This window comes from Vibrio sp. Vb0598, assembly GCF_033338935.1.
Taxonomy (GTDB): Bacteria; Pseudomonadota; Gammaproteobacteria; order Enterobacterales; family Vibrionaceae; genus Vibrio; species Vibrio alginolyticus.
In genome coordinates this window covers 14,551-41,006 of the sequence record NZ_JAWOTP010000027.1, presented here as the reverse complement: position 1 = coordinate 41,006, position 26,456 = coordinate 14,551, and the positions used below count along the sequence as shown (strand labels likewise).

The window sequence follows — 26,456 nt, the reverse complement described above, 5'->3', positions numbered from 1 at the left end:
AGATAAACAGGCCCTAAATAGGCTGAATCCATGCGTTTGAAGTATACTTGGGCGTTGGCGTTGTTATTATCTGGCTGTCAATTGACTCAGTCAGATTCAACGTCTTCTACACCAGAAACCAATAAATCTGAGCAGACTGCAAAGCAAAATGCAGTAAAAGCTCAACCGGGCAATAAATCGTCACTAGCAAAAAAATCCGCTAACGACGCGCCTAAAGTTCTCTCCCCCCAAGAACAAGAAGATGTGTGGCAACGTATCGCCATGCAGCTGGACATGGATATCCCAAACCACAAGAAAGTGGACTACTACCGTACGTGGTATTTAAAGCACCCAAATCACCTTTACACGGTATCTAAGCGTGCGACTCCTTTTCTATACATGATCACAAAACGTATCGAAGAGCGCGGACTCCCAATGGAGCTTGCTTTACTTCCTGTAGTGGAAAGTTCATTCGATGCCTTTGCATACTCACACGGTAGTGCGGCTGGGTTGTGGCAATTTGTCCCTGGCACCGGAAAAATGATGGGACTAGAGCAAAACTACTGGTATGACGGTCGCAGAGATGTGGCAGCAGCAACGGATGCAGCGCTGGACTACCTAGTACAACTAAACGAGCGTTTTGATGGTAACTGGGAACATGCAATCGCCGCTTATAACAGCGGTGGTGGCCGTGTTTCTAGCGCAATTCGTAAGAATAAAAAGCTCGGTAAACCTATCGATTTCTTCTCATTAGACTTACCAAAAGAGACCAGCAGTTACGTTCCTAAGCTATTGGCCTTGGCTGACGTTATCGCAAACCAAGACAAGTACGGACTTAATATTCCTGCAATTCCAAACAAGCCTGTTCTAACGCTTGTTGATCCAGAAGAGCAGTTAGATCTGGCTATTGCCGCAGATTATGCCGGCATTAGCGTAAAAGAGTTGCAGAGTTACAACCCTGCATACAACCAGTGGTCGACAGCGCCTGAGGGGCCGCACCAACTTTTGATTCCCGTAGAGAAAAAAGAGACTTTTCTCACCAAGGTGGAGAAAAATCGCGGTAAAGGGATGAAGGTCGCTCGCTACAAGGTGAAATCTGGTGACTCTTTAAGCGTGCTAGCTAATAAATACGGCACAACCACGAAAGTCATTCGACGTGCCAACGGCCTATCGAACAACAACATTCGTATTGGTCAATACCTGTTGATTCCGACATCAACAAAAGACGATGCAAAATACGCATTAACGGCACAAAACCGATTAAGCAAGACTCAATCTCGTGCTCGTGGTCAACTCAAACTCACCCATGTCGTTCAGTCTGGAGAAAGTTTGTGGTCAATCGCACGTAACAATAAAGTGTCGTATAAATCGTTAGCTAAATGGAATGGTATGGGCCCTAAAGATCCATTGCGTGTGGGTCAAAAGCTAGTGATTTGGAAAGACTCAGACAAAGGTTCTGTGATCCGTACCGTTTTCTACAACGTTCGCTCTGGCGACACCATTAGCGGCATTGCAAGCAAGTTCAAAGTAAAAACGAACGACATCGTGAAATGGAACTCGCTACACAAGAAAAAATACTTACAACCAGGCCAAAAGCTTAAGTTGTACGTTGACGTAACGAAGGTAAGTGTATGAACCCATCAAGCAATCCACTTGTGATGCTGTTGGACATTTTTCGTTCTCCAACATCTTGTTTTCTTGCGCTTTATCAACGCGGTGGATGGGGATGGCAACCGTTCATCTTCCTGATGCTTAGTCCGTTTTTATTCTGGGGTGCTTACTTTTCGAATGTCGATTTCACGTGGCTCAGTGACCAACTTGCTGCGCAATTTCAGCAAATCGACCCGAAGCAGATTGAGCTATTAGAACCAAACACGCTAATGGCAAGCGCGATCATCAATGATGTATTCAACCGCTTTGCCACCTTACTATTGCTCGCGCTTTGGTTCTTTCTTGCAACAAAGGCAAGCAAACAACAATACGGTTACTGGAAATGGTTTGCCGCATCGTGTTCTATCTTATTCCCAGCAGTATTGGGCGATGTAGCAAGCTACGCGAGCTTGCTACTCAAGCATGGTCAGGTAATGACTTACGCTGCCGATTTAAATAGCCTCAATGGTCTATTAAAGCTGCCTCTTACTAACGAATGGTCTCATTTCGCTAGCTCGTTACCTTTGCTTCTGCCTTGGTACATTGTGCTCGGCTACGGCGTTGTACTGACGTGGACGGAGTTTGAACGTGGCCAAGCTTTGGTGATTGCAAGCCTGCCATGGGTATTCTTCTACGTTATTTGGGCACTTTATATTGTGGTAACCTAAGCTAGTTATTTAACGTAAATGACAATAACAATGGGTTATGATCGGAAGCGTCGCTCTGCGGCGCTTTTGCGTACTTAAGCGTCAGACCTCGGTAAAACACATGGTCCAGTGGTAACCCTGTTATAAATTGGACTCGATGATCCGGCAAGAACGTCACCTCTTGTAAGTCCGCAGCCTTTAAGGCCTGCCTCATCGCATTAACGCGAGATTCACTCCAGCTATTGAAGTCTCCAGCAAATAGAATTGGCCCCACATGATGCTTTAAAAGCATTTCAAGCGCCGTTAACTGCGATACATACTCTTTTGTACCTACGGTGAAGTTAATCGCATGTACATTCACCACTGCGAGTTTCTCGCCATTACTCAAGTGATACTGGCTATATAATGCAGACTTAGGTAAGCGAAGCCACGGCTCTTTAGAGGTGTAAGCGCAGGCTTTTTCTGGTTGCCCTTGAGCAATACTAATTACACCGGCACCGCTACCCAGCGCCTTAAAAGCACTCACTTGATTACTAACCCAGCGACCATCCACCAACCACTGTTTAAATGATGGTGTCATGCTGGCTTCTTGCAATAACAGTAACTGCTTATCAGCAGAAAACTCATCGAGTGCACGTTGCCAGTTAGCCCGGTTCTGTTTGTAGATATTCCAGACAAGCACATTGATTTTGCCGTCATGATCGAGAGCTTTTGAATCGCTAAATTCGATGCACCTGATATCTTGTGTCAGCTCGGTACCTGTTTGAGTAATAATTTGCGGCTGATCTGGTACGGTGAAAATAACCTGGAAGCCAACCAATACCGCCATTACGAGAAAAGCTAACGCCAGAAAAAAACGCTTAAACATACGACAAACCTGAATGTAGGCACCCGAAATCTAGAACAACAAATCTCGGGTTAAATGATTTCACTAATAAGCAAACAACAAAAAAGGAGCCATTTGGCTCCCTTTTAGCATAATAAATACGAAACAAGTGACAAGAAACCTTAGATCGCGTCTTCGTCTTCTTCACCAGTACGAATACGAACCACACGCTCAATATCAGTGACGAATATTTTACCATCACCAATCTTACCAGTTTGCGCGGTTTCAATGATTGTCTCTACGCATTTATCAGCCACATCTTCCGTTACAACGATTTCGAGCTTCACTTTAGGTAGAAAGTCCACCATGTACTCTGCACCACGGTAAAGCTCGGTGTGACCTTTTTGGCGACCAAAGCCTTTCACTTCAGAGACAGTCATCCCTGTAATGCCAACTTCAGCTAGCGCTTCTCGAACATCATCCAGTTTAAATGGCTTGATAATCGCTTCAATTTTTTTCATGTTCATCCCTTAAGCTTCAATCGATTGCGCTTATTATCGTTTAGCGTTTCACAACATTCAATGTTTGTCTCTGATCCACCAGCGAAAATCCAGGCTGAGCAAATTAACATGGCGAATATCATAAGTTGATAAAACCCAATGAGGACAGCTCAATGCCCGATCGTCCAAGCTTTACTTCAGACTCACGTTTACTTCAAACTTGCGTAGTAAGCCGCTAGGTTAGCGATGTCTTCATCAGACAACAATGAAGCTTGAGCTTGCATCACAGCAGCAAGTCCACCTGTTCGCTCTTTATTTTTATAAGCTTTAATTGAACTGATAATATATTGCTCATTTTGCCCTTTCAGATTTGGGTAACCCGGAATGACAGCAATACCATCAGCGCCATGACACGCCGCGCATACTCCCGACTTTGCTTGACCTGCTGCAGCATCTCCCGCAGCTAGAGCTTGCCCACTGAACATGGTTAGCGCCACCATTGCGCCCATGATTGTTTTCTTCATTGCTTCACCTAATCAATTATTATTTAAGGATTTTTATATTTTATAATCGACATTGTGGCATGAATTTTCATTACCTGCGCCAAATAAGTTCACAATCTTGACCATTAAACGCCTGATCAACGAACAGATCTGCCACAGCAACGACTCGGTCTTGATACATCAAAATCGGAATTTGACGACGCAGCCAGCTTGGCACATTGTATTCTTGGAACAACTTCTTCAGTTTTCGACTGTGATTACGCGTGGTTGGATGCGCTGATAAGCCTTCCGGATTAAAGGTCACGCGAAGCAATTCTGGCTGACTCGGAAGCGCAATCGTTGCGTTGCTAGAACTCGTCGTTAAGGTCAGCTCCCCTAGCCGCTCTGGAAGCAATAAAACGGTATCGACTTGAATCGTACTTTGCCACTCAGTGACGTCAGCGATTTCCGTTACCCAATAGAGACGATTTCGAAAACGGCGCACTTCACCTTGTTTAAGTTGTAGTTTGGGGTTGGCATCTTGCTGAGCTAATGCGACTTCATTCCAGATAAGATTGAGTTGTACCTGAGTCGGCATACTAGTATTAAGCTTAGCCAGCCACATACGAATCAAGCGCGCACGCGCTAATCCACTGTGCTTAGCCAGTTCTTCAATACTCAAACTTAGATCCGTTTGTAAAGCGCGTTCAAACACCGCGCTCAATAGTTCATCCAATAGCGCTTCTTGTTGAGCACATAAACTTGCACTGCGCTGAACCGCTTGATGGATACTCGGCCAGCGACCAGACAATTCAGGAATAACACAATGACGAAGAAAGTTACGATCATAACGGGTATCTTGATTGCTTTCGTCTTCCACCCACTCCAAGCCTAATTTAGTAGCGGCTTCTTCGATGGTATTCCGCTTGATAGTAAGCAATGGTCGAACTAGAGATCCGCAAGAAAACGGCATACTCTCCGCCATCGAAGATAACCCTTTAGGCCCGCTGCCGCGCTTAAGCGCAAGGAGAAAAGTCTCTATTTGATCGTCGGCATGTTGACCAGTCAACAGTATATCGCCTTCTTGAATGTACTTAGTTAAGGCTTGGTAGCGAGCTTCACGAGCAAGAAGTTCAATACTTTCACCATTGCTGATGTCTAAGCTCACTCGCTCGGTCGAGCACGATATCCCCACTTGTTGTGCCCAAAGTAAGCATTTATCGGCCCAATTATCGGCATTCGAGCTTAAACCATGGTGCACATACACAGCGTGACACTCTACAGAGTGCGCTTGTTGGTAGCGACTGAGTAATTCGAGTAAAAGACGTGAATCCACTCCTCCGCTAAACGCCAAGACAACCTTAGTGCCTGATTGATAGTAGCGGCCGAGAACTTGAGCAAAATGCAGGTAAAGCGATTCCATAAACGATCCGATAGGTGCAAAAAAGGGCTGGACTCTCATCCAACCCTTTCTATTTTAACTGTTATCAATTGAGATATCAGCTAACGCTTAATAGCAATCACCGAAATTAACAGTAACCGTAGCTCATTAGGCGCTGGTAACGACGTTCACGTAGCGTCTCTTCATCCAATTGTTCTAGATCTTCTAGCTGACGAAGTAGTGTCGCTTTCATATTCGCTGCCATTTGAACATGATCGCGATGAGCGCCGCCTAGTGGCTCTTCGATGATTTCGTCGATCAGTTCAAGCTCTTTAAGACGCGGAGCAGTTAGGCCCATTGCCTCTGCCGCTTGTGGCGCTTTGTCTGAATCACGCCATAAGATTGAAGCACAACCCTCAGGAGAAATTACTGAGTACGTAGAGTACTGAAGCATGTTCACGTAGTCGCCTACACCGATTGCTAGTGCACCACCAGAACCGCCTTCACCAACAACGTTACAGATTACTGGCACTTTAAGACCAGACATCACTTTTAGGTTTTTCGCGATAGCTTCAGATTGACCACGCTCTTCTGCGCCCACACCTGGGTATGCGCCAGCCGTGTCAATAAATGTGATGATCGGCATGTTGAAACGCTCTGCCATTTCCATCAAACGTAGCGCTTTACGGTAACCTTCTGGTTTTGGCATACCAAAGTTACGTTTCACTTTCTCTTTGGTTTCACGACCTTTTTGGTGACCAATGATCATCACAGGGCGGCCTTCAAGGCGAGCCATGCCACCCACAATCGCTTTGTCGTCTGCAAACGCGCGGTCACCCGCTAATTCATCAAACTCCTCAAAAGCGTGTTGGATGTAATCCAGCGTGTAAGGACGTAGTGGGTGACGAGCCAGTTGAGCTGTTTCCCATGCGCCTAGGTCGCTGAAGGTTTTTTTCTTCAGCTCTAAGCTTTTCTTCTCAAGCTGTTCGATTTCTTTATCTAGGTCAATCGCAGAATCACCACCGTGACGAGAGACATCACGTAATGCTTCAATTTTCGCTTCTAGTTCTGCAATTGGCTTTTCAAATTCAAGAAAGTTTAGGCTCATCTATGAATCCTTGTTTACTCAGCGTCTAACATATTGCGCTGAATTTTTAGTTAAATTCGAGTTCTACCTGGCTTTTGCCAAGCAACTGTTTTAAATCGTCGAGTAATGTATCACTTGGCGTTACTCGCCACTCGGTGCCCAATGTTAACCGCGCTCTGGCGTCGGCACGCTGGTAGTATACATTGACGGGTACGGTTCCGGCTTTGTGCGGTTCTAAAATACGGCTGAACTGCTCAAAAAACTGATCGTTGATCTGATTTGCATCTATCGATACCGACAAACCACGAGCGTATTTCTCGCGCGCACTGCCGAGATCCATAACTTCACGCGCCGACATTTTAAGGCCACCGTTGAAGTCATCAAAGCTGACCTGTCCAGAAACGACCAAAATTCTGTCTTTTTCGAGAAGTTCAGCGTATCGATCCAGCGCATCTGAGAACAACATCACTTCCATGCGACCACTTCGGTCATCCAGTGTCATAATACCAATTCGTGTACCACGCTTGGTCGTCATTACACGAGCGGCAATAACCAGGCCGGCTACCGTGACAGATTGATCGCGGCGAGTGGGCGTTGCGTCTTTTAGTCGACAACTGGTGTATTTGTTTAGTTCCTTTACGTAGGCGTTAATTGGGTGCCCTGTCAAATATAGACCTAGGGTATCACGCTCGCCCTCTAACCACACTTTTTCTGGCCAAGGCGGAACCTGCGTATACTTATGCTCTACTTCTTCAGGTGCATCCGTTAACACACCAAACATATCTGTTTGACCAAACGCCTCAGCTTGGTGATGTTGACTTGCTGCTTTTACCGCGTCATTGAGTGACGCCATCATCGCCGCGCGGTGTGGGCCTAGTCGATCCAACGCGCCCGCGTAAATCAGCTTCTCTATCACTCGTTTATTGACGCGTTTTAGATCAACTCGAGCACAGAAATCAAATAGGTCTTTAAAGTGACCACCTTTATTTCTCGCCTCAAGAATCGCATCGATAGGACCCTCACCTACCCCTTTTATCGCACCAATACCGTAAACAATTGCGCCATTTTCATCAACATTAAAGCGATATAAGCCAGAGTTGATGTCTGGTGGCAGCACGGTGAGCTTCATACGGAAACACTCATCGACCAAGCCAACGACTTTTTCCGTGTTATCCATATCGGCTGTCATTACCGCAGCCATAAATTCGGCAGGGTAATGTGTTTTCAGCCAAAGAGTCTGATAAGAAACCAATGCATAAGCAGCAGAGTGCGATTTGTTAAAACCATAACCGGCGAACTTCTCTACCAAGTCGAAGATTTTCATCGCCAACTCGCCATCGATACCGTTCTTTATCGCACCTTCTTCAAAGATAGCACGTTGTTTTGCCATCTCTTCTGGCTTTTTCTTACCCATTGCACGACGAAGCATGTCCGCACCACCTAGCGTGTAACCTGCTAAGATCTGCGCAATCTGCATTACCTGCTCTTGGTACAGGATGATGCCGTAGGTTGGATCAAGCGTCTCTTTTAGCGACTCGTGTTGCCACTTTTCATCTGGATAAGAGATCGCTTCTCGACCATGTTTACGGTCGATAAAGTTATCTACCATGCCCGATTGCAAAGGACCCGGACGGAAGAGTGCTACCAATGCGATAATGTCTTCGAAACAGTCTGGCTGAAGTCGTTTGATCAGCTCTTTCATGCCTCGAGATTCAAGCTGGAATACTGCTGTCGTTTCAGAGTTTTGCAACAAACGGAAAGAGGCAGGGTCTTCTAACGGTATGGATTCAATTTGAACCGGTTCTTTCCCTTCTCGCTCTAGGCGTGGGTTAATCAGCCCTAACGCCCAGTCAATAATGGTTAAGGTACGTAAACCCAAGAAGTCAAACTTAACTAGGCCAGCGGTCTCAACATCGTTTTTATCAAATTGAGTAACCGGAAAGTGACCTTCAGCGTCTGCATAAATTGGCGCAAAATCGGTAATTGTTGTAGGTGAAATTACAACACCACCAGCGTGTTTACCGGCGTTTCGCGTACAGCCTTCCAAAATATGACACATGTCGATGAGTTCTTTAACTTCCTCATCGGCCTCATACAATTCAGGTAGTGCAGGTTCAGCTTTAAACGCTTTATCTAGCGTCATGCCTGGATCGGGCGGGATCAGCTTTGAAATACGATCAACAAAACCAAATGGGTGGCCCAATACGCGGCCAACGTCACGGATTACCGCTTTTGCCGCCATGGTACCAAACGTGATGATCTGAGATACCGCGTCGCGACCGTACATTTCCGCAACGTGGTCAATAACCTGGTCACGTTTATCCATACAGAAATCGACGTCGAAATCGGGCATCGAAACACGTTCTGGGTTCAAGAAACGTTCGAACAGCAAGTCATATTCTAGTGGATCCAGATCGGTGATTTTTAGTGCGTAAGCCACCAAAGAACCAGCACCGGAACCACGTCCAGGACCGACAGGAATTCCATTATCTTTTGACCACTGGATGAACTCCATTACGATCAAGAAGTAACCAGGAAATCCCATTTGGTTGATAACATCTAGCTCTATCTGAAGACGTTCATCATATTCAGGGCGGCGACGTTTTCTCTCTTCCTCATCTGGAAATAGGAACTCTAAACGCTCTTCCAACCCCTCTCGGGATTTCATGACTAGGAACTCAGTCTCTTTCATCCCTTCGGTTGGGAAAGCAGGTAGGAAGTACTCACCTAAGCGCACAGTCACGTTACAACGCTTCGCTATCTCGACACTGTTTTCTAACGCTTCAGGAATATCAGCAAACAGCTCACACATTTCTTCTTCTGTACGAAGATATTGCTGCGGACTGTAGTTTTTTGGCCTACGCGGATCTTCTAATGTGTAACCATCGTGAATCGCTACGCGTATTTCATGAGCATCAAATAGGTCTGGACTCAGGAATACAACTTCATTGGTCGCCACTACTGGCAAGTCCTGCTGCTCTGCCAATTCAACCGCAAAGTGAAGATAAGTTTCTTCATCTGGACGACCGGTACGAAGTAGCTCAAGATAAAAGCGATCTGGAAAATGCTGTTTATAGAAATCAACACACCCTTGCACTATTTGACGGTTGCCTTTCAAAAGGCCGCGACCAATTTCCCCGCTTTTACCGCCGGATAATACAATCAGGCCTTCAGACATTTCAGCCAACCAGGCTTTGTCAATCACTGGGTGGTGTTGAACATGTCCACGTAAGTACGCTTTTGATATCAATAACGTCAGGTTCTTATAACCTACATTATCCGCCGCAAGCAAAGTCACTTGTGTCAGCTCTTCACCAAACTCGTCCGACTGCATTTTAAAGTCAGCACCAATGATCGGTTTAACACCGCTGCCATGCGCCGTACCGTAAAACTTCACCAAACCACATAGGTTGGTAAAGTCGGTCAACGCCATTGCGGGCATACCGAGCTCAGCAACTTTCTTTACGATTGGCGGAACTTTGTTGAGGCCATCCACCATCGAGAAGTCACTATGAACACGCAGGTGGATGAATTTGGGATCTGACATTAACAGGTACCGTGTAACTCTATTTTGTTGGGGATTCTAACCTAAAGAGGTTGGGTTTATAACACCAATTAGATCGTTTGATTATTCTATGCCTAACGCTTTTTTTACTGGCTTGAAACTCTTGCGGTGTTCACTGATCACTCCGTGTTGCTCAATCGCTTCAAAGTGCGCTTTAGTTGGGTAACCTTTGTGCTTCGCGAAGCCAAATTGTGGATGAAGTTTATCCAACTCTTCCATCTCTTGGTCACGCACGACTTTGGCAATAATTGAAGCCGCACTGATTTCGGCAACACGTAGATCGCCTTTTACTACAGCTTGAGCATCCATTGGCAGCTCCGGACAACGGTTACCATCAATCAACACCAAATCAGGTTGAACCTGTAACCCCGCCACTGCACGCTGCATCGCAACCATAGTCGCCTGCAAAATATTCAGTTGATCGATTTCTTCAGGAGAACAACGCCCGACCGCCCACACCAATGCTTTTTCTTTGATTTCAGGAAGCAACGCCATGCGTTTCTTTTCGGTCAATTTTTTCGAATCGTTCAACCCTTCAATAGGATTGTTAGGATCAAGGATAACCGCAGCGGTGACGACGTCTCCCACCAAAGGGCCACGTCCGACCTCGTCGACTCCGGCCACAAGCTGATAACCTTGCGGATATTCAAACGGAGGGAGTTCAACTTTGGTTTTGGTCGCTTTTGGTTTAACAGCCATGATAAATCTCTATTTTTCAATCAGTTTTAGAACCGCGTTTGCGGCTTGTTGATCCGCATCTTTACGGATCCAATGATGCATTTCCGTAAACTTATCTAACATCGGTTTATTGTCGCTTTCCAATAAGCGAGAAACCTCAGTAAACAAATTGTCTGGTGTGCACTCATCTTGTAGATATTCTTTGACGAGCTCATCATCCGCCAAGATATTCGGCAATGACACATACTTCGTTTTCAATAGACGTTTAGCTAAGAAAGCAGTAAATGCATTCACACGATAACCCACCACCATTGGACGCTTGAGAAGCATACACTCCAACGCTACGGTACCGGAGGCCAACATCACAGCATCGGATGCGGTGATGACGTTGCGTGCGGTGTCATCAACTAACTTGAAGTCCAACTCTGGCGCTAGCTCTTTCCATGCTTGTTCAAACTGCTCACGGCGTTTTTGATTAACAAGCGCGACAACAAACCCCAGTTCTGGAAATTTTTTATGGAGTAACTTGCAGGTTTCAATAAACGGCTCTGAGAGCATTTTTAACTCGCTACCACGACTGCCTGGCAGGACAGCAAGCCACTTTTTATCTTGTTCTAAACCAAGCAACTCACGTGCAGGCGCTTGTTCTGATTCTAGTGGGATGGCATCAGCCAAGGTATGACCAATGAACTCGCAAGGTACATTAAATTTGTCGTAGAACGCTTTCTCAAACGGAAGAAATGCTAGCACCAAGTTCGTTGCCGCTTCTATTTTAAAGATGCGCTTCTGACGCCAAGCCCAAACAGACGGACTCACGTAATGAACGGTTTTAATGCCCGCTTGCTTGAGGTCAAGCTCCAGGCGTAAGTTGAAGTCAGGAGCATCGATCCCGATGAAAACATCAGGCGGATTCTGAGTAAAATACTGAACGAGCTCAGCTTTCACTTTAAGAAGTCTCGGTAAGCGGCCTAAAACCTCGACTAATCCCATCACCGCAAGCTCTTCCATATCAAACAGAGACTCGCAACCTTGGGCTATCATTTTCGGACCACCAATGCCTACGAACTCTGCGTCTGGATATTGTTGCTTTACTGCTTTGATAAAGCCTTCACCTAGCGTATCGCCAGACAATTCTCCGGCAATGATGCCAATACGTAATGGTCTTTCCATATCTACTTCGCTATTTTTCCTGTGCGCTATGGATAACGGTTTGCCTTATCCATAAAACACAAAAAGATCGTAACCTCAAATTCGGTCACGATCTTTTTATTTATTGGTTCATTCGCCAATTAACGAATAATGCCACGTTCCGTCGTTTCCAGAATATCTGAGAAACGCTTCACTGCTGGCCACTCTTGAGCCATTTCAGCTAGAATAGGCTTCACTTCTTCTAGCGTCTTACCTGAACGGTAGATTTCTTTATACGCTTTTTGTAGCGCACGAATCTCTGGTTTCTCAAAGCCATTACGCTTCAAGCCAACAAGGTTCAAGCCGAAAGGTGTGGCGTGGTTACCTTGCGCGAGTACGTAAGCTGGGACATCTTGCACCACTGCTGAGCAGCCGCCAATGTACGCGTAAGCGCCCACTGTACAAAACGGGTGAATCGCAGACAGTGCCATCACACCAGCATAATCATCAACAGTAACGTGACCACCAAGAATCGAGTTATTACCGATATGAGTGTGGTTACCAATAACAACATCATGCGCAACGTGTGCATTCACACACAATAAGTTGTCATCACCAATGATCGTGGTTGCTTTGTCCTGCACTGTGCCGCGGTGAACTTGGACCGCTTCACGAATGACGTTACGGTCACCGATAACCACAGTTGTGTCTTCACCACCGTATTTTTTGTCTTGGTTTTCTTCGCCGATGACAGCATGTGGGAAAATACGGTTATCTTTGCCAATAGTCGTGTGACCTTTGATCACAACGTGAGACATCACTTCTGTGCCTTCACCAATTTCAACCGTAGAGGTGATGTACGTAAAAGGACCTACTGTTACGTTAGCACCAATTTTGGCGCCCTCTTCTACCACCGCTGCCGGGTGGATTTTAGCGGTTTCATGAATCATATTAAAACTCTCGACGAGCACACTTCAGTTCTGCAGAACATACCACTTCGCCGTCAACTTTTGCTACACCGCTAAATGCAGCAATGCCGCGACGTTCTTTCAGAAATTCTACCTCAATAACCAATTGGTCGCCCGGAACCACTGGTTTACGGAATTTCGCGCCGTCTACGCTTGCAAAGTAGTACAGTTCATTTTCTGTTGGTGCACCAAATGATTTAAATGCAAGTAAGCCTGTTGCCTGAGCCATTGCTTCTAAAATCAAAACACCTGGGAATACTGGTAGTTGAGGAAAGTGACCTGTGAACTGAGGTTCGTTAACCGACACGTTTTTAATCGCGTGAAGGTACTTCTCTTCTTGGAAGTCTATCACTCGGTCGATCAATAAGAATGGGTAGCGATGAGGTAGTAGCTCTTGAATTTCAGAGATGTTCATCGTTTTCTTTTCAGTAGTCAAAGTCGTCTTCCTATATCAATTTTTTGCCGCCAAGATGGCAAACGTGGCAACAGGTCGTAAAGCCGAATCGCTTTGCAATATACTAGCAAAATACGCACCATCTTGGAGTTAAATCTACTTAGAGCGCGTCATTATAGAAGAAAAAGACCCGCATTTCGCGAGTCTTCGTACAGAATATGGAACTAGAGCCTGTTAGCTTTCACGTTAAATACAGAGCGAAAGATAACTTGTTCTAAATTTCTTCTTTCTGTTCCAGCTGTTTTTCAACCGCTTTTAGGCGCTTATTCATCTCATCAATACGGTGAACTCGAGTTGCAGTTTTACGCCACTCTCTGTTCGTTTGTAGTGGAATACCTGATGAGTAAAGGCCTTTTTCTTCGATACTGCGCATTACCATGCCCATACCTGTAATCGCCACACCATCTGCGATAGTGATATGGCCATTCAGAACAGACGCGCCGCCAATCTGGCAGTACTTACCAATTTTTGTACTGCCTGCGACAATAGTACCACCAGGCATCACGGTACCATATCCGATCTGCACGTTGTGCGCGATTTGAAGTTGGTTATCCAGAATGACATTGTCTTCAATGATAGTATCTTCGAGTGCACCGCGGTCAATCGTAGTACAAGCACCAATCTCAACGCGGTTACCGATACGCACTGAACCAAGCTGAGGAATTTTAATCCACTCGCCTTTGTCATTCGCATAACCGAAGCCATCAGAGCCAATAACGGTGCCCGATTGAACAAGACAGTCATCACCCAATGACACTTCATGATAGATAGTGACATTAGCCCAAAGCTTGGTGTTATTCCCTAGCTTGGCGTTCTTACCGATAAAACAACCAGCGCCAACGCTTACGTTGTCGCCGAGTTCCACGCCCGTTTCAATCACGGCGTTAGCGCCGATTGTAACGTTCTCACCCATCTTAACGTCAGCGGCAATCACAGCACTTGGTGCAATATCGTTTGCCGGCTTTGGTGTGGTATCCATCGCTTGAACCACACGAGCAAATGCGACATAAGGGTCTGAAACCACTAACGCATTTCCAACGCATTGATCTTTATGCTCAGCCTTTACCATAACAACGGTAGCTTGGCACTCAGAAAGGTGTTTTGCGTATTTTGGGTTAGACAAGAAGGTTACGTCACCTTCTTGTGCTTTATCCATTGGGGCAACACGGCTTACAACGAGAGACTCGTCACCAAACAGCTCACCCCCGGTAATTGTCGCCAATTCGGCTAATGTTAATGTCTTCATAACTTCTTATTTTAGAGCTTTAATTACGTCTTCAGAGATATTGTATTCTGGCTTGCCGTACTGCAAAGCAGAGATGTCAATCACAAGATCGTAACCATTTTTGTCTGCGACTTTCTTAACTGCATCTTGAATCGTTTTGAAAAGCTTCGCTTTTTCTTCAGCTTCACGACGCGCACTTGCTTTTTCAAGTGCTTGTGCTTTCACTTTGTACTCGCTGTCTAGCTTCGCGATATCGATACGTAGCTTTTCAACTTCGTCTTGACCCAAAAGCTCGCCGTCACGTTGTAGCTTCTCAATCTTTGTTTTAGCTTGTGCTTGGATTGACTTCAGTTCATCAGCTTTGCTTTTGAAGTCTTTCTGCATTTTTTGTAGTACAACTTCACGTTGAGGAAGAGCTTGGAAAACTTGAGCTGTATTTACGTAAGCAATTTTCTGTGCAGCTTCTGCCGCATTTGCAAACATTGAAGAGCTCAGTACAAGAAGGCCAATCCCAGCCGCTTTGATCATTTTATTCAAAATATTTTCCTCTTTAGAAAGTTCTACCGATAGTGAATGTGAAGAACTCTTCATCATCGCCATCAAATTTCTTAATTGGTTTCGCTAGTGAGAAGACTAGTGGCCCCATTGGAGACATCCACTGCAACGCCGCACCGTAAGAAGAGCGGTAGTTGGTTGGATCTGAGTAATCGTAGTAGTAACGGTCACCATATTCCGCACCTGAATCGCGGTAGTCAAACTCCGTATCCCAAACACTTGCCATATCAAAGAAGATACTGGTACGAATTTGGTTTTGTACTTCTTCTGATGCAAATGGTGTTGGGACAATCAACTCAACACTTGCTAGCGCTACGGCGTTACCACCAACAGAGTCATCTGTTGCTGTATCTGCGCCATTATTTGAACCAGATGTATCACGGTAAACCGCTTTAGGACCAACAGAGTTTGAGCCAAAGCCACGAAGCGATGTAAAGCCACCTGCGTAGTAGTTTTCGTAGAATGGGAACAAGTTATCGTTACCATCCGTTTGACCGTAACCATTACCGTAACCTAAGCGGCCACGGAACAAGAGGGTAAACTCGTGCTTTTTAGTCAATGGCACATACTGGCGAACATCGTACTGCATTTTGAAGTATTGAACGTCAGAGCCAGGTACGGTCATTTTATAGAATGCACGCTGATGGTTACCTGCCGTAGGGAAATAGCCACGGTTTAAGTTATTACGTGTCCAAGAGATATTGAAGTCGAAGTCGTTTGTGTTCAACGCTCCACTAGAATCAATGTTGTCTGCTTGTGCTCGTAAGAACTGCTCTACCTGCAAGTAAGGCGATAAGTTACCGATCTTGTTGTGCGTATAACCGACACCGAATTCAAAACGGTTCAACTCATCGAATGGGAAGCCCCACGTTAAGCTCGCGCCATAGCTTTCGTTGGTATAGTCAACGATATTGGCTTCTTTAGCTTCAAATTCGTTATAGAAAACCTTACCACCCAAGCTTACACCGTCTAAGTTCCAGTACGGATCACGGTAATCTAGACTGATGTTTTTCTGGTAGTCATTCATCATCGCGTTGATACCAACACGGTTACCACTACCAATAAAGTTATCTTGTTGCAGGCCAACCTGGAAGCTCACACCCGATTCTGTACCGTAGCCAACACCGAAGTTAACACTACCAGAGTTTGCTTCTTTGACAGAGTAAACTAGGTCAACTTGATCATCACTACCAGGAACTCGAACCGTCTGTACTTCAACATTTTCAAAGTAGCCCAAACGATTTAGACGAGTTTTACCCGTTTCAATCGATTTCGAGTTCAACCAACTGCCTTCCATCTGACGCATTTCACGACGAAGGACTTCATCTTTGGTTGAGTTATTACCCGTGAAGCGAATATCACGAACATAAATTCGGTTACCCGGGTCTACGTTAACGACCAAAGAAACTTCTTGATTCTCGTCGTCAAACTCAGGAATGGTATTCACTTGAGGATAAGCATAGCCGGACTCACCAAGCACACGCTTAATTCCTTCTTCCATTGAAGTAACCAACGAGCCGTTGTATGTCTCATTGTCTTCAAATGGCACAAGTCTTTCGAACGTCGCTTCCTCGCCAATCAAATCGCCACGGAACTTCACGTCCTTAACGGTGTAAACCTCGCCCTCTTCTAGACCAAGAGTAATGTATACCCCTTTCTTGTCAGGAGAGATTGCAACTTGTGTCGAATCAACGTTAAATTTTAAGTAACCACGATCCAGGTAGAATGATTTGAGTGCTTCAATATCACCTGCAAGGACTTGCTTTTGATACTTTTCATCAGAAAGGAAATTCCACCACGGCACATCAACATTTAAGTTAAAGCGCGAAAGCAGCTCTTCATCACTGAACACTTCATTACCGATAAAGTTGATTTGCTGAATTTTTGCCGACACACCTTCAGTAAAGACAAACTTAAGATCAGAACGATTACGTGGTAGTGGAGTAACCACCGCTTTTACTGTTGCGTTGTATTTACCTACGCTGTAGTAAAAGTCTTCTAAGCCTTTTTCAATGTTGCTTAGCGTGGTGCGGTCAAGCGCTTCACCTTCACGAACGCCAGACGCGTTCAGGTTTTCTTGTAGCTGCTCGTCCTTGATTGCTTTGTTACCTGAAAAAGAGATGCTTGCAATGGTAGGACGTTCTTTGACTTGAACCATCAGAACACCACCGTCACGCAACACTTTCACATCTTCAAAGTTACCAGATGCATACAGGGCGCGGATAATTTCTGCAACATCGCCTTGGCCAATGGTATCACCGACACGTACAGGCATTTTCAACAATGCAGCACCCAGTGCTACACGCTGCAATCCATCGATTTCAATATCTTGAACTACGAAGTTCTCTGCTCCATTTGCAGATACACTGGTCGCCAGTAAACTTGCAAATAGAATTCGCTTAATCGCCATACTTGTTCTAATTATTCCTTGCTACTGCTTTTGTCTCTGAACTATCACAGACGAGTAAAATCATTAAATAGCGCTAACGCCATGAGCGAGAAGATGATCGCACCACCAATTCTAAAGCCCATTTCCTGCACTTTCTCAGGAACAGGACGTCGAATGACTGCTTCAATTGCAAAAAACAACAAATGACCGCCATCCAACATTGGTAAAGGAACGAGATTAATAATACCTAGGTTAACACTAATTAGAGCGAGAAAACCTAAAAAGTAGACCAAACCATAATCTGCTGTCGCGCCTGCGCCTTTGGCTATTGATATTGGTCCACTCAGATTATTCAGACCAACGTCTCCAACAATCAGCTTCTTAAGCATGCTGATTGTCAAACCAATGACTTGGCCAGTTTTGTCTACTGCTTTACCTATTGACTCGAATACACCAAACTGAAGATCGAAGCGATAACTTTCTGGCCATTCTGCGACTTTAGGTGCAATACCTGCAAAACCAACGACTTCTTTGTTAGCTAGCTCACGGCTACCGGGCGTCAGCGTCAATGTTTGCTCATAACCCTGACGTAACACTGTCAATTCAAGCGGTGTATCAGGATTAGAACGAACCGCTTCAACCACTTGCTTCCATTCGGTTACGCGTTGTTGACCAATTGCGACAACCTCATCACCTGGAAGCACACCAGCTTTTTCCGCCGCTCCACCTTGCGAGACCTGCTCGATAACTCGATACACCTCCGGTGTATACGGAGTAAAACCTAACGACTGCATCGCTGACTGAGTTTCTGGGTCGAACTTCCACTCACGTAAATCGAGCGTTTTCGTTACTTCTGAACCAACTTCATTCGCTGACGTTAGTGTTACCGTCATCAAATCATCGCCAATATGAGAAATCAATCCCATATTTACTGATTCCCAATCCGGAGTTTTGATACCAGATATCGATTTAAGTTCCATTCCAGATTCAATTCCAGCTTCCGCAACAATCGAATTGGGCGTAACTTCACCAATTACAGGCTTAACAGCCGGGATACCAATTAGAAATACCAGCCAATAGGCAAAAATTGCGAAAAGAAAATTAAAGATGGGGCCAGCCGCAACAATAGAGGTTCGCTTCCATAACGGCTTCTTATCAAACGCTAGGTGCTTCTCATGTTCTGGCACCTCATCGACACGGCTATCAACCATTTTCACATAGCCGCCGAGAGGGATCATTGAGATGCTGTACTCCGTTCCGTCTTTGCCTACTTTACTCCAAATAGACTTGCCGAAACCGATTGAAAACTTTTCAACTTTAACGCCGCAACGGCGAGCAACCCAAAAATGCCCAAATTCGTGCACGGCAACAAGAATGCCCAGTGCGACGATAAAAGAAATGAGATTCCACAATATACCAGTCATCAGCTACGCTCGCGTATGGTTTCTAGGGCAATAGTTCGTGCCATTCTATCTAGCTCGAGCAAGCTTTCCAAGCTATTCGCATTCTCAGCTTTGCAGCTTGCGTTGATTTTACTCAACACAGACTCATTGATGCGAGCAATATCGGTAAAACCTAGTCTGTTATTTAAAAATGCATCAACAGCGACTTCATTAGCTGCATTCAATGCTGTTGTTGCGTGTTGACCTTCATAACAGGCATCAATTGCGAGTTTTAAACATGGGTAACGAGCAAAATCAGGCTGCAAAAACGTCAGCTCACCAACTTTCGTGAAGTCTAGCGGCTTAACCCCAGCTTCCACTCTTGACGGGTATGACATGGTGAGCGCAATTGGCGTCGCCATATCCGCTTCTCCCATTTGTGCCAAGACCGAACCATCACGATACTGAACCATAGAATGAATTACCGATTGAGGATGAATAACCACCTTCAGTTGTTCGCGAGCAGCATTAAATAGCCACTTAGCTTCGATATACTCAAGGCCTTTGTTCATCATCGTGGCAGAATCAACAGAAATTTTTGGCCCCATCGACCAGTTTGGATGAGCAATCGCCTGCGCGGGTGTCACCTGCTCCAGTTCTGCGATGTCAGTGTAACGGAAAGGACCACCAGATCCAGTCAACAAAATATGAGAAATGCCATGTTCTTGTAAATTGCAACGACCTAGATTGGTTTGTACTTGCTGTGGTAAACATTGGAAAATGGCGTTGTGTTCACTGTCGACGGGAAGTAGCTCTGCGCCAAATTCTTCTACAGCATCAATAAATAGCTGGCCTGACATTACAAGTGCTTCTTTATTTGCCAACAAGACTCGCTTACCTGCTTTCACGGCAGCCATAGTAGGCAATAAGCCGGCTGCTCCTACAATAGCAGCCATTACACTATCGACCTCGTCCAGCGAAGCAATATGGCATAGCGCATCAACACCACCTAGCACTTCGGTACTTGGTGAAACCGAGTGTAGCTCAGCTTGAAGTTGAGATGCCGCAGCTTTATCTGCCATGACCGCATACTTAGGTTGCCACTGACGACATAGACCGATCATCTTTTCAACGTTAGTGCTTGCCGCTAAGGCAACGACAGAAAACAGATCTGGGTTTTGTTCGACCACTTTAAGCGTGCTTGCACCAATTGATCCAGTAGCACCAAGAATCGTTAACTTTTGCATGTTGTAAGACCGTTAGAAAGCTCAGGAGCGACGACGCCGCTCCTGATAAATTAGAATACGTAGTAAAGAAGAGCAAAAACTGGGAATGCTGCGGTTAGGCTGTCGATACGATCTAGCACACCACCGTGCCCTGGGATAATGTTACTGCTGTCTTTAATGCCTGAGACACGTTTGAACATACTTTCAACCAGATCACCAAGCACTGAAATAACGACAGTCACTAGCGTAATCAGCACCATATGGACAGGGCTAGTGAACTGGATGTCGAACCAATCAGCAAATGCCCACGCTACGATTAATGCCGTGATAATGCCGCCAATTAGCCCTTCAATAGTTTTATTGGGGCTTACATGAGGAGCCATCTTACGTTTGCCTAAGCTTTTGCCTGCAAAGTAGGCGCCGCTATCTGCAGCCCATACCAAGAAACAAACGTACAACACAAGCTTTGCGCCGTGGTATGGATCTACAGTGATGTCATACGCTCTGAGAATAATCACACTCCAAAGGAATGGGATTAATGTCAGAAAACCAAATACATGACGTAAAACAAAATTACTTTGCCAAGATTTCGTCGTTTTGGGGTAAGTAATCGCCATTAAGCTAGCAATAATCCACCAAACAAAACCAATACCCAAGACGACATAATGAGGTGTCGTTAAGTGATTGAGGCTATATGCATCAGGCGAGATGTATAGAAAACTAAGTCCGGTAATAATGATTGCCGGCACAAGGGCAGCAATGCGAGAGTTGCTTCCTGTAAACTGAGTCCACTCCCAAAAACCTAATAGCGTTATTGCAGTTAAAGCGGCAATAAAGCCCATTAGCGGTAATTTAAAAATGCCTAAAATAACCAGGGGAGCTAAAATTAGTGCTGTTATTATTCTCTGTTTCAAACTAACTAGTCCTTATTGAGCTGCCATCAATGCCTTTATTTGTTCACCTGTACAGCCAAAACGACGTTCTCGGTTGATAAACCAAGTCACAGCTTCTACCAAACTGTCTTCATCGAATTCTGGCCAGTACTCTGGTGTAAAGTACATTTCTGCATAAGCCATTTGCCACAACATAAAGTTGCTGATGCGGCACTCTCCACTGGTGCGAATTAAAAGATCCACTTCCGGTAGGTCTGCCATGGTCAAATGCTCAGTGATTAGCTGCTCATTGATATCCTCTACACGAATTTCACCGTTACGTGCTTTTAGCGCTAACGTTTTAACAGCTTCTGTGATGTCCCATTTACCGCCATAGTTGGCTGCAATGTTGATCACCATACCCGTGTTATCTGCCGTTAGGTTTTCTGCTTCTACAATTTTCTTTTGTAGACGCTCACTAAATCGACTGGTATCACCGATCACGCGCAACCGTAAGTTATTTTTGTGTAGTTTTTTTACTTCACTAGACAGGACCGTGATAAACAGTTCCATCAAAAGACCCACTTCTTCCTCCGGACGACGCCAGTTTTCACTACTAAAAGCAAACAGCGTCATGGCTCTAATGCCTAGTTTTGAAGCAGCAGCCACGGTCTTACGAACGGCACTAACGCCTTTTTTATGACCAAATACGCGAGGTTTTCCTTTGGACTTAGCCCAACGGCCATTACCGTCCATAATGATGGCAATATGCTTAGGAAGGGAATCAGAGAAGGCTTGAGAATTTTGCATAGGGAGTTAATTGAGTTCCATCAGTTGGATAGACTAACATAAAAAAACGCTGAGCTGTGAGCACAGCGTTTTCCAACAGTGATGTGTGTGGGAGTATTAAACTTCCATCAACTCTTTTTCTTTTGCAGCAAGAACTTCATCGATCTTCTTAACTGCAACGTCAGTTAGCTTTTGAATTTCGTCTTGTGCTTTACGGTCTTCATCTTCAGAGATTTCTTTATCTTTTAGAAGCGCTTTAAGATCGTTGTTTGCGTCACGACGGATGTTACGAACAGCAACACGACCACCTTCAGCTTCACCACGGACGATCTTAACTAGGTCTTTACGACGTTCTTCCGTTAGCGGTGGAAGTGGAACGCGGATGATAGTGCCAGCTGACATAGGGTTTAGACCAAGGTCAGACGTCATGATCGCTTTTTCTACTTTCGGCGTCAGCTCTTTATCAAAAACCGTGATTGCAAGTGTACGTGCATCTTCAGCAATAACGTTTGCTACTTGGTTTAGAGGTGTTGCTGCACCGTAGTATTCTACAGAAATACCAGATAGTAGGCTTGGGTGTGCACGACCTGTACGAATTTTAGAAAGGTTGTTCTTAAGCGCTTCAACGCTTTTATCCATGCGCTCTTGCGCGTCTTTTTTGATTTCGTTAATCACAGTTTCACCTTAAAAATGTCATCTTTCCTGAAGAAAGCCTAAAACGGTTGAGCAAAGCAAGCACCACCCTAACGCTTTGGAGTGGCACCTTAAGCCAAGCTTATTCGTTGATGAGCGTGCCTTCTGCTTCGCCCATAACCACGCGACGTAGTGCGCCTGGCTTGTTCATATTAAATACGCGGATTGGCATTTTGTGGTCACGAGCTAGCGTAAACGCCGCCAAGTCCATAACTTTCAGCTCTTTATCCAGAACTTCTGCATAAGATAGCTTATCATACAGCTCTGCGTCTGGGTTTGCTACAGGGTCAGCAGTAAATACACCATCAACTTTCGTCGCTTTTAGTACGACATCCGCTTCAATTTCGATACCACGTAAACAAGCAGCAGAATCCGTTGTAAAGAACGGGTTACCAGTACCAGCAGAGAAGATGACAACTCGGCCTTGGCGAAGCTCACGGATCGCATCAGCCCAATTATAGTCGTCACATACGCCTTTTAGAGGGATTGCAGACATAACGCGCGCATTTACGTATGCACGGTGAAGAGCATCACGCATCGCTAGGCCATTCATTACTGTAGCAAGCATACCCATGTGGTCACCAACTACGCGGTTCATACCAGCTTCAGCTAGGCCTGCACCACGGAACAAGTTACCGCCACCGATAACTACACCAACCTGAACACCCAGTTCAACCAGTTCTTTAACTTCTTGTGCCATACGATCAAGGACCGCAGGATCAATACCAAAACCGTCTTCACCTTGAAGAGCTTCACCACTCAGTTTTAATAGAATACGTTGATACGCTGGTTTAGGGTTCGTAGTCATGGAGTTTACCTTCCAAAGAGAGTTGTTGATTAACAGTCATGAATAGACACAACTTCAGTTATGGCTATTCATCACGGCTAATCGTTCACTGCTCATAAAAAGACCGCAGCCTTGGCTACGGTCTAATCTTTATACAGTCTCTAAGGATTAACCTTTTTGAGCTGCTGCAACTTCTTCAGCGAAGCTCATTTCTTCTTTCTTCTCGATACCTTCACCTACTTCTAGGCGAACGAACGTAGAAACTGAAGCGCCTTTTTCTTTCAGCATTTCGCCTACAGTTTTCTTAGGCTCCATGATGAAAGCTTGACCTGTTAGAGAGATCTCGCCAGTGAATTTCTTCATTCGGCCAACAACCATCTTCTCAGCGATTTCAGCAGGCTTGCCTTCGTTCATTGCGATTTCAACTTGAACCGCTTTCTCTTTTTCTACTACGTCAGCTGGTACGTCTTCTGGGTTAACGAACTCTGGCTTAGAAGCAGCAACGTGCATTGCAACGTGCTTAAGAGTTTCTGCGTCGCCTTCACCAGCAACAACAACACCGATTTTCTCACCGTGACGGTAAGAAGCGATTGCAGTGCCTTGAACGTATTCTACGCGACGGATAGTGATGTTTTCACCGATTTTAGCTACTAGAGCTACACGTGCGTCTTCGAATTGTGCTTGTAGTTCTTCAACAGAAGCTTTTGAAGCTAGAGCTGCAGCTGCAACTTCTTCTGCGAATGCAGTGAAGTTACCGTCTTTAGCAACGAAGTCAGTTTGGCAGTTAACTTCAAGAAGAACAGCAACGCCGTTTTCTTCTTTGATGATGATTGCGCCTTCAGCTGCAACGTTACCAGCTTTCTTAGCTGCTTTCGCTGCGCCAGATTTACGCATGTTTTCAATTGCTAGTTCGATGTCAGCGTTTGCTTCTACAAGCGCTTTCTTACATTCCATCATGCCAGCGCCAGTACGCTCGCGAAGTTCTTTAACTAGAGCAGCAGTTACAGTTGCCATTCTGTCTTCCTCGTTTGATTCGAAATAAGGTAAAAAACAGGGGCCTAACATTGTCGGCCCCCATTGCTAACTATAACTTAGTTTATGCTACACAAAGGTTTCACATAGACCAAGTGTGACACAGAGCCGCTATTATTCAGCTTCTACGAAACCGTCTTTTTCAGCAACTGCAGCTACGTCTTTGTTACGACCTTCAGATACTGCTGAAGCAGCAGCGTTCAGGTATAGCTGTACAGCGCGGATCGCGTCGTCGTTACCTGGGATTACGTAGTCAACGCCGTCTGGGTTAGAGTTAGTATCTACCACAGCGTATACTGGAATACCTAGGTTGTTAGCTTCTTTAATTGCAATGTGTTCGTGATCAGCGTCGATTACGAATAGAGCGTCTGGTAGGCCGCCCATGTCTTTGATACCACCAAGAGATTTCTCTAGCTTCTCCATTTCGCGAGTACGCATTAGAGCTTCTTTCTTAGTTAGTTTGTCAAAAGTACCGTCTTGAGATTGAGTCTCTAGTTCTTTTAGACGCTTGATAGACTGACGAACTGTTTTGTAGTTTGTAAGCATACCGCCTAACCAGCGGTTGTTTACGTAAAACTGGTTGCTTGCGATTGCAGCTTCTTTAACAGCTTCAGATGCAGCGCGCTTAGTACCTACGAATAGAACCTTACCTTTCTTCTCGCCAACTTTAGCTAGTTCAGCTAGAGCGTCGTTGAACATTGGTACAGTTTTTTCTAGGTTGATGATATGAACTTTGTTACGAGCGCCAAAGATGAATGGCTTCATTTTTGGGTTCCAGTAACGAGTCTGGTGACCGAAGTGAACACCAGCTTTTAGCATATCGCGCATTGATACAGTTGCCATTTTAAAATCCTCTATGGGGTTAGGCCTCCACATTCCCCATAACTCCGACCAAGCTTCTGCTCAGCACCCCGGAATATGTGACGGAATGTGTGTGATTTAAAGATAAAAGGTTATTCGGATGAAGCTTGCTTCGCCGCTTAACTTTGCTAAACGAAGAGAACAGTCCTCTATTCCGGCGCGCTTTATACCATATTTTAGCTCACTGTGGCTAGTAAAAATTATTTCTTCACCGAGCCACTTTCTCCTATTTATAAGCAAAACTTTAAACATATGATCGAATTAAGAATGATGCATATTCCTATCTAACTTGGGTTAACGCCCCGATGTCTGATAGAATGCGGTCATTCGCACGTTTACGTGCTTAGGAATAAGTAGAGAAAGCCAATGTCAATCAAGATTAAAACTGCTGAAGAAATAGAACGCATGCGCATTGCGGGCAAGCTAGCCGCAGAGATTCTAGAAATGATCGAACCACACATCAAAGTTGGTGTGACGACAGAAGAGTTAAACAAAATCTGTCATGAGTACGCTCTAGAAAAAGGCGCATACTCTGCTCCGCTTGATTACCATGGTTTCCCTAAGTCGATCTGTACTTCAATCAACCATATCGTATGCCACGGTATTCCAGCGGAAAAAGACGAAATCGGTAGCAACGGCCAAATGAAACCGGCGGTACTAAAAGATGGTGACATCTTAAACGTTGATATTACCGTAATCGTTCCAAATGATGAGAATGCCGATCTGAGCGTGCGTCCTCAGGGTTACCATGGTGACACTTCTAAGATGTTCCTAGTCGGTGATGTTTCGCCTGCAAACAAACGTCTGTGCATGGTAGCTCAAGAAGCACTGTACGTTGGTATGCGTACCGTTAAGCCAGGTTCAACAGTTGGTGACATCGGTACAGCTATCGAGAAGTACATCAAAGAGAACAACAAGAACAATCCTCGCAACAAGTTTTCTATTGTGAAAGACTTCTGTGGTCACGGTATCGGCGATGAGTTCCATGAAGAACCACAAGTGGTTCATTACAAGAACAAAGACCGCCGCGTACTAAAAGAAGGCATGTGCTTTACTATTGAGCCGATGATTAACGCAGGTAAATTTGGTTGCTCTGTTGATGCACAAGATGACTGGACTGTTTACACGGGCGACGGCAAGAACTCTGCGCAATGGGAACATACCATTGTTGTAACAAAAGAAGGTTGTGAAGTACTGACGCTTCGTAGCGACGATACGATTCCTCGCCTAATGAAAAACGCGTAAAGCTGACGACCACTCGTTGTTTACTATATCCCTGCTTCGGCGGGGATATTTTTTA

The 26,456-nt window shown here is 45.2% G+C and carries 24 protein-coding genes; 3 read left to right on the top strand and 21 right to left on the bottom strand.

Annotated elements, in window-relative coordinates:
• The first annotated feature begins 30 nt into the window (after positions 1 to 30).
• Positions 31 to 1,614, top strand: coding sequence for a LysM peptidoglycan-binding domain-containing protein (locus tag R7Q38_RS20660; protein ID WP_054574850.1), 1,584 nt, complete (start codon positions 31 to 33; stop codon positions 1,612 to 1,614).
• Positions 1,611 to 2,297, top strand: coding sequence for a YIP1 family protein (locus R7Q38_RS20655; protein ID WP_213876261.1), 687 nt, complete (start codon positions 1,611 to 1,613; stop codon positions 2,295 to 2,297). The genes R7Q38_RS20660 and R7Q38_RS20655 overlap by 4 nt, the downstream gene beginning before the upstream one ends.
• A 1-nt stretch (position 2,298) precedes the next feature.
• Here the strand turns inward: R7Q38_RS20655 and R7Q38_RS20650 are convergent, their stop codons facing one another.
• From R7Q38_RS20650 to rpsB, 21 genes are all read right to left on the bottom strand, one after another.
• Positions 2,299 to 3,144, bottom strand: coding sequence for an endonuclease/exonuclease/phosphatase family protein (locus R7Q38_RS20650; RefSeq protein ID WP_025768251.1), 846 nt, complete (start codon positions 3,142 to 3,144; stop codon positions 2,299 to 2,301).
• A gap of 140 nt (positions 3,145 to 3,284) precedes the next feature.
• Complete coding sequence (glnB, locus tag R7Q38_RS20645; RefSeq protein ID WP_005380372.1) at positions 3,285 to 3,623, bottom strand: nitrogen regulatory protein P-II; 339 nt, start codon at positions 3,621 to 3,623, stop codon at positions 3,285 to 3,287.
• A 188-nt stretch (positions 3,624 to 3,811) separates the two neighbouring features.
• Positions 3,812 to 4,126, bottom strand: a complete 315-nt coding sequence (locus R7Q38_RS20640; RefSeq protein WP_017636043.1) for a c-type cytochrome — start codon at positions 4,124 to 4,126, stop codon at positions 3,812 to 3,814.
• A gap of 70 nt (positions 4,127 to 4,196) precedes the next feature.
• Positions 4,197 to 5,507, bottom strand: coding sequence for a tRNA lysidine(34) synthetase TilS (gene tilS / locus R7Q38_RS20635; RefSeq protein ID WP_262607099.1), 1,311 nt, complete (start codon positions 5,505 to 5,507; stop codon positions 4,197 to 4,199).
• Between the two features lie 106 nt (positions 5,508 to 5,613).
• Positions 5,614 to 6,573, bottom strand: a complete 960-nt coding sequence (gene accA, locus R7Q38_RS20630) for an acetyl-CoA carboxylase carboxyl transferase subunit alpha (RefSeq protein WP_005380365.1) — start codon at positions 6,571 to 6,573, stop codon at positions 5,614 to 5,616.
• Between the two features lie 46 nt (positions 6,574 to 6,619).
• Positions 6,620 to 10,099 (bottom strand): DNA polymerase III subunit alpha, encoded by a 3,480-nt coding sequence (dnaE, locus tag R7Q38_RS20625; protein ID WP_005385364.1) that lies wholly within the window; start codon positions 10,097 to 10,099, stop codon positions 6,620 to 6,622.
• Positions 10,100 to 10,180: 81 nt separating this feature from the next.
• On the bottom strand, positions 10,181 to 10,816 hold the full coding sequence (gene rnhB, locus R7Q38_RS20620) for a ribonuclease HII (RefSeq protein ID WP_262607098.1): 636 nt from the start codon (positions 10,814 to 10,816) through the stop codon (positions 10,181 to 10,183).
• Positions 10,817 to 10,825: 9 nt separating this feature from the next.
• Positions 10,826 to 11,965 carry a lipid-A-disaccharide synthase gene (gene lpxB / locus R7Q38_RS20615; RefSeq protein ID WP_017636041.1) on the bottom strand — a complete coding sequence of 380 codons (1,140 nt, stop codon included), beginning with the start codon at positions 11,963 to 11,965 and terminating at the stop codon, positions 10,826 to 10,828.
• A 119-nt stretch (positions 11,966 to 12,084) separates the two neighbouring features.
• Positions 12,085 to 12,873, bottom strand: a complete 789-nt coding sequence (gene lpxA / locus R7Q38_RS20610; RefSeq protein WP_005380357.1) for an acyl-ACP--UDP-N-acetylglucosamine O-acyltransferase — start codon at positions 12,871 to 12,873, stop codon at positions 12,085 to 12,087.
• 1 nt (position 12,874) lies between these two features.
• A complete protein-coding gene (fabZ, locus tag R7Q38_RS20605) occupies positions 12,875 to 13,327 on the bottom strand; it encodes a 3-hydroxyacyl-ACP dehydratase FabZ (RefSeq protein ID WP_005380349.1) in 453 nt (150 codons plus the stop codon).
• A gap of 232 nt (positions 13,328 to 13,559) precedes the next feature.
• Entirely contained in the window at positions 13,560 to 14,591 is a 1,032-nt protein-coding gene (gene lpxD / locus R7Q38_RS20600) for a UDP-3-O-(3-hydroxymyristoyl)glucosamine N-acyltransferase (protein WP_042521415.1), read from the bottom strand.
• A gap of 6 nt (positions 14,592 to 14,597) precedes the next feature.
• A complete protein-coding gene (locus R7Q38_RS20595) occupies positions 14,598 to 15,107 on the bottom strand; it encodes an OmpH family outer membrane protein (protein ID WP_005391804.1) in 510 nt (169 codons plus the stop codon).
• A gap of 13 nt (positions 15,108 to 15,120) precedes the next feature.
• A complete protein-coding gene (gene bamA, locus R7Q38_RS20590; protein WP_005391802.1) occupies positions 15,121 to 17,535 on the bottom strand; it encodes an outer membrane protein assembly factor BamA in 2,415 nt (804 codons plus the stop codon).
• Positions 17,536 to 17,579: 44 nt separating this feature from the next.
• A complete protein-coding gene (gene rseP, locus R7Q38_RS20585; RefSeq protein ID WP_017820751.1) occupies positions 17,580 to 18,938 on the bottom strand; it encodes a sigma E protease regulator RseP in 1,359 nt (452 codons plus the stop codon).
• Complete coding sequence (gene ispC / locus R7Q38_RS20580) at positions 18,938 to 20,143, bottom strand: 1-deoxy-D-xylulose-5-phosphate reductoisomerase (RefSeq protein ID WP_213906536.1); 1,206 nt, start codon at positions 20,141 to 20,143, stop codon at positions 18,938 to 18,940. Before ispC ends, rseP begins: the two co-directional genes overlap by 1 nt.
• Before the next feature lie 50 nt (positions 20,144 to 20,193).
• Positions 20,194 to 21,036 (bottom strand): phosphatidate cytidylyltransferase, encoded by an 843-nt coding sequence (locus R7Q38_RS20575; RefSeq protein WP_005385351.1) that lies wholly within the window; start codon positions 21,034 to 21,036, stop codon positions 20,194 to 20,196.
• Positions 21,037 to 21,048: 12 nt separating this feature from the next.
• A complete protein-coding gene (locus R7Q38_RS20570) occupies positions 21,049 to 21,804 on the bottom strand; it encodes an isoprenyl transferase (protein WP_318114338.1) in 756 nt (251 codons plus the stop codon).
• A gap of 96 nt (positions 21,805 to 21,900) precedes the next feature.
• The gene (frr, locus tag R7Q38_RS20565; RefSeq protein WP_005380330.1) at positions 21,901 to 22,458 is read right to left on the bottom strand and encodes a ribosome recycling factor; all 558 of its coding nucleotides are present in this window, start codon (positions 22,456 to 22,458) and stop codon (positions 21,901 to 21,903) included.
• A gap of 100 nt (positions 22,459 to 22,558) precedes the next feature.
• Positions 22,559 to 23,284, bottom strand: a complete 726-nt coding sequence (gene pyrH / locus R7Q38_RS20560; protein ID WP_005380329.1) for a UMP kinase — start codon at positions 23,282 to 23,284, stop codon at positions 22,559 to 22,561.
• 147 nt (positions 23,285 to 23,431) lie between these two features.
• On the bottom strand, positions 23,432 to 24,277 hold the full coding sequence (gene tsf, locus R7Q38_RS20555) for a translation elongation factor Ts (protein WP_005380328.1): 846 nt from the start codon (positions 24,275 to 24,277) through the stop codon (positions 23,432 to 23,434).
• A 132-nt stretch (positions 24,278 to 24,409) separates the two neighbouring features.
• A complete protein-coding gene (gene rpsB, locus R7Q38_RS20550) occupies positions 24,410 to 25,138 on the bottom strand; it encodes a 30S ribosomal protein S2 (RefSeq protein ID WP_005380327.1) in 729 nt (242 codons plus the stop codon).
• A 384-nt stretch (positions 25,139 to 25,522) separates the two neighbouring features.
• Here rpsB and map point away from each other — a divergent pair, with 384 nt between their 5' ends.
• Positions 25,523 to 26,401 carry a type I methionyl aminopeptidase gene (map, locus tag R7Q38_RS20545; protein WP_005380326.1) on the top strand — a complete coding sequence of 293 codons (879 nt, stop codon included), beginning with the start codon at positions 25,523 to 25,525 and terminating at the stop codon, positions 26,399 to 26,401.
• Positions 26,402 to 26,456 lie beyond the last annotated feature (55 nt).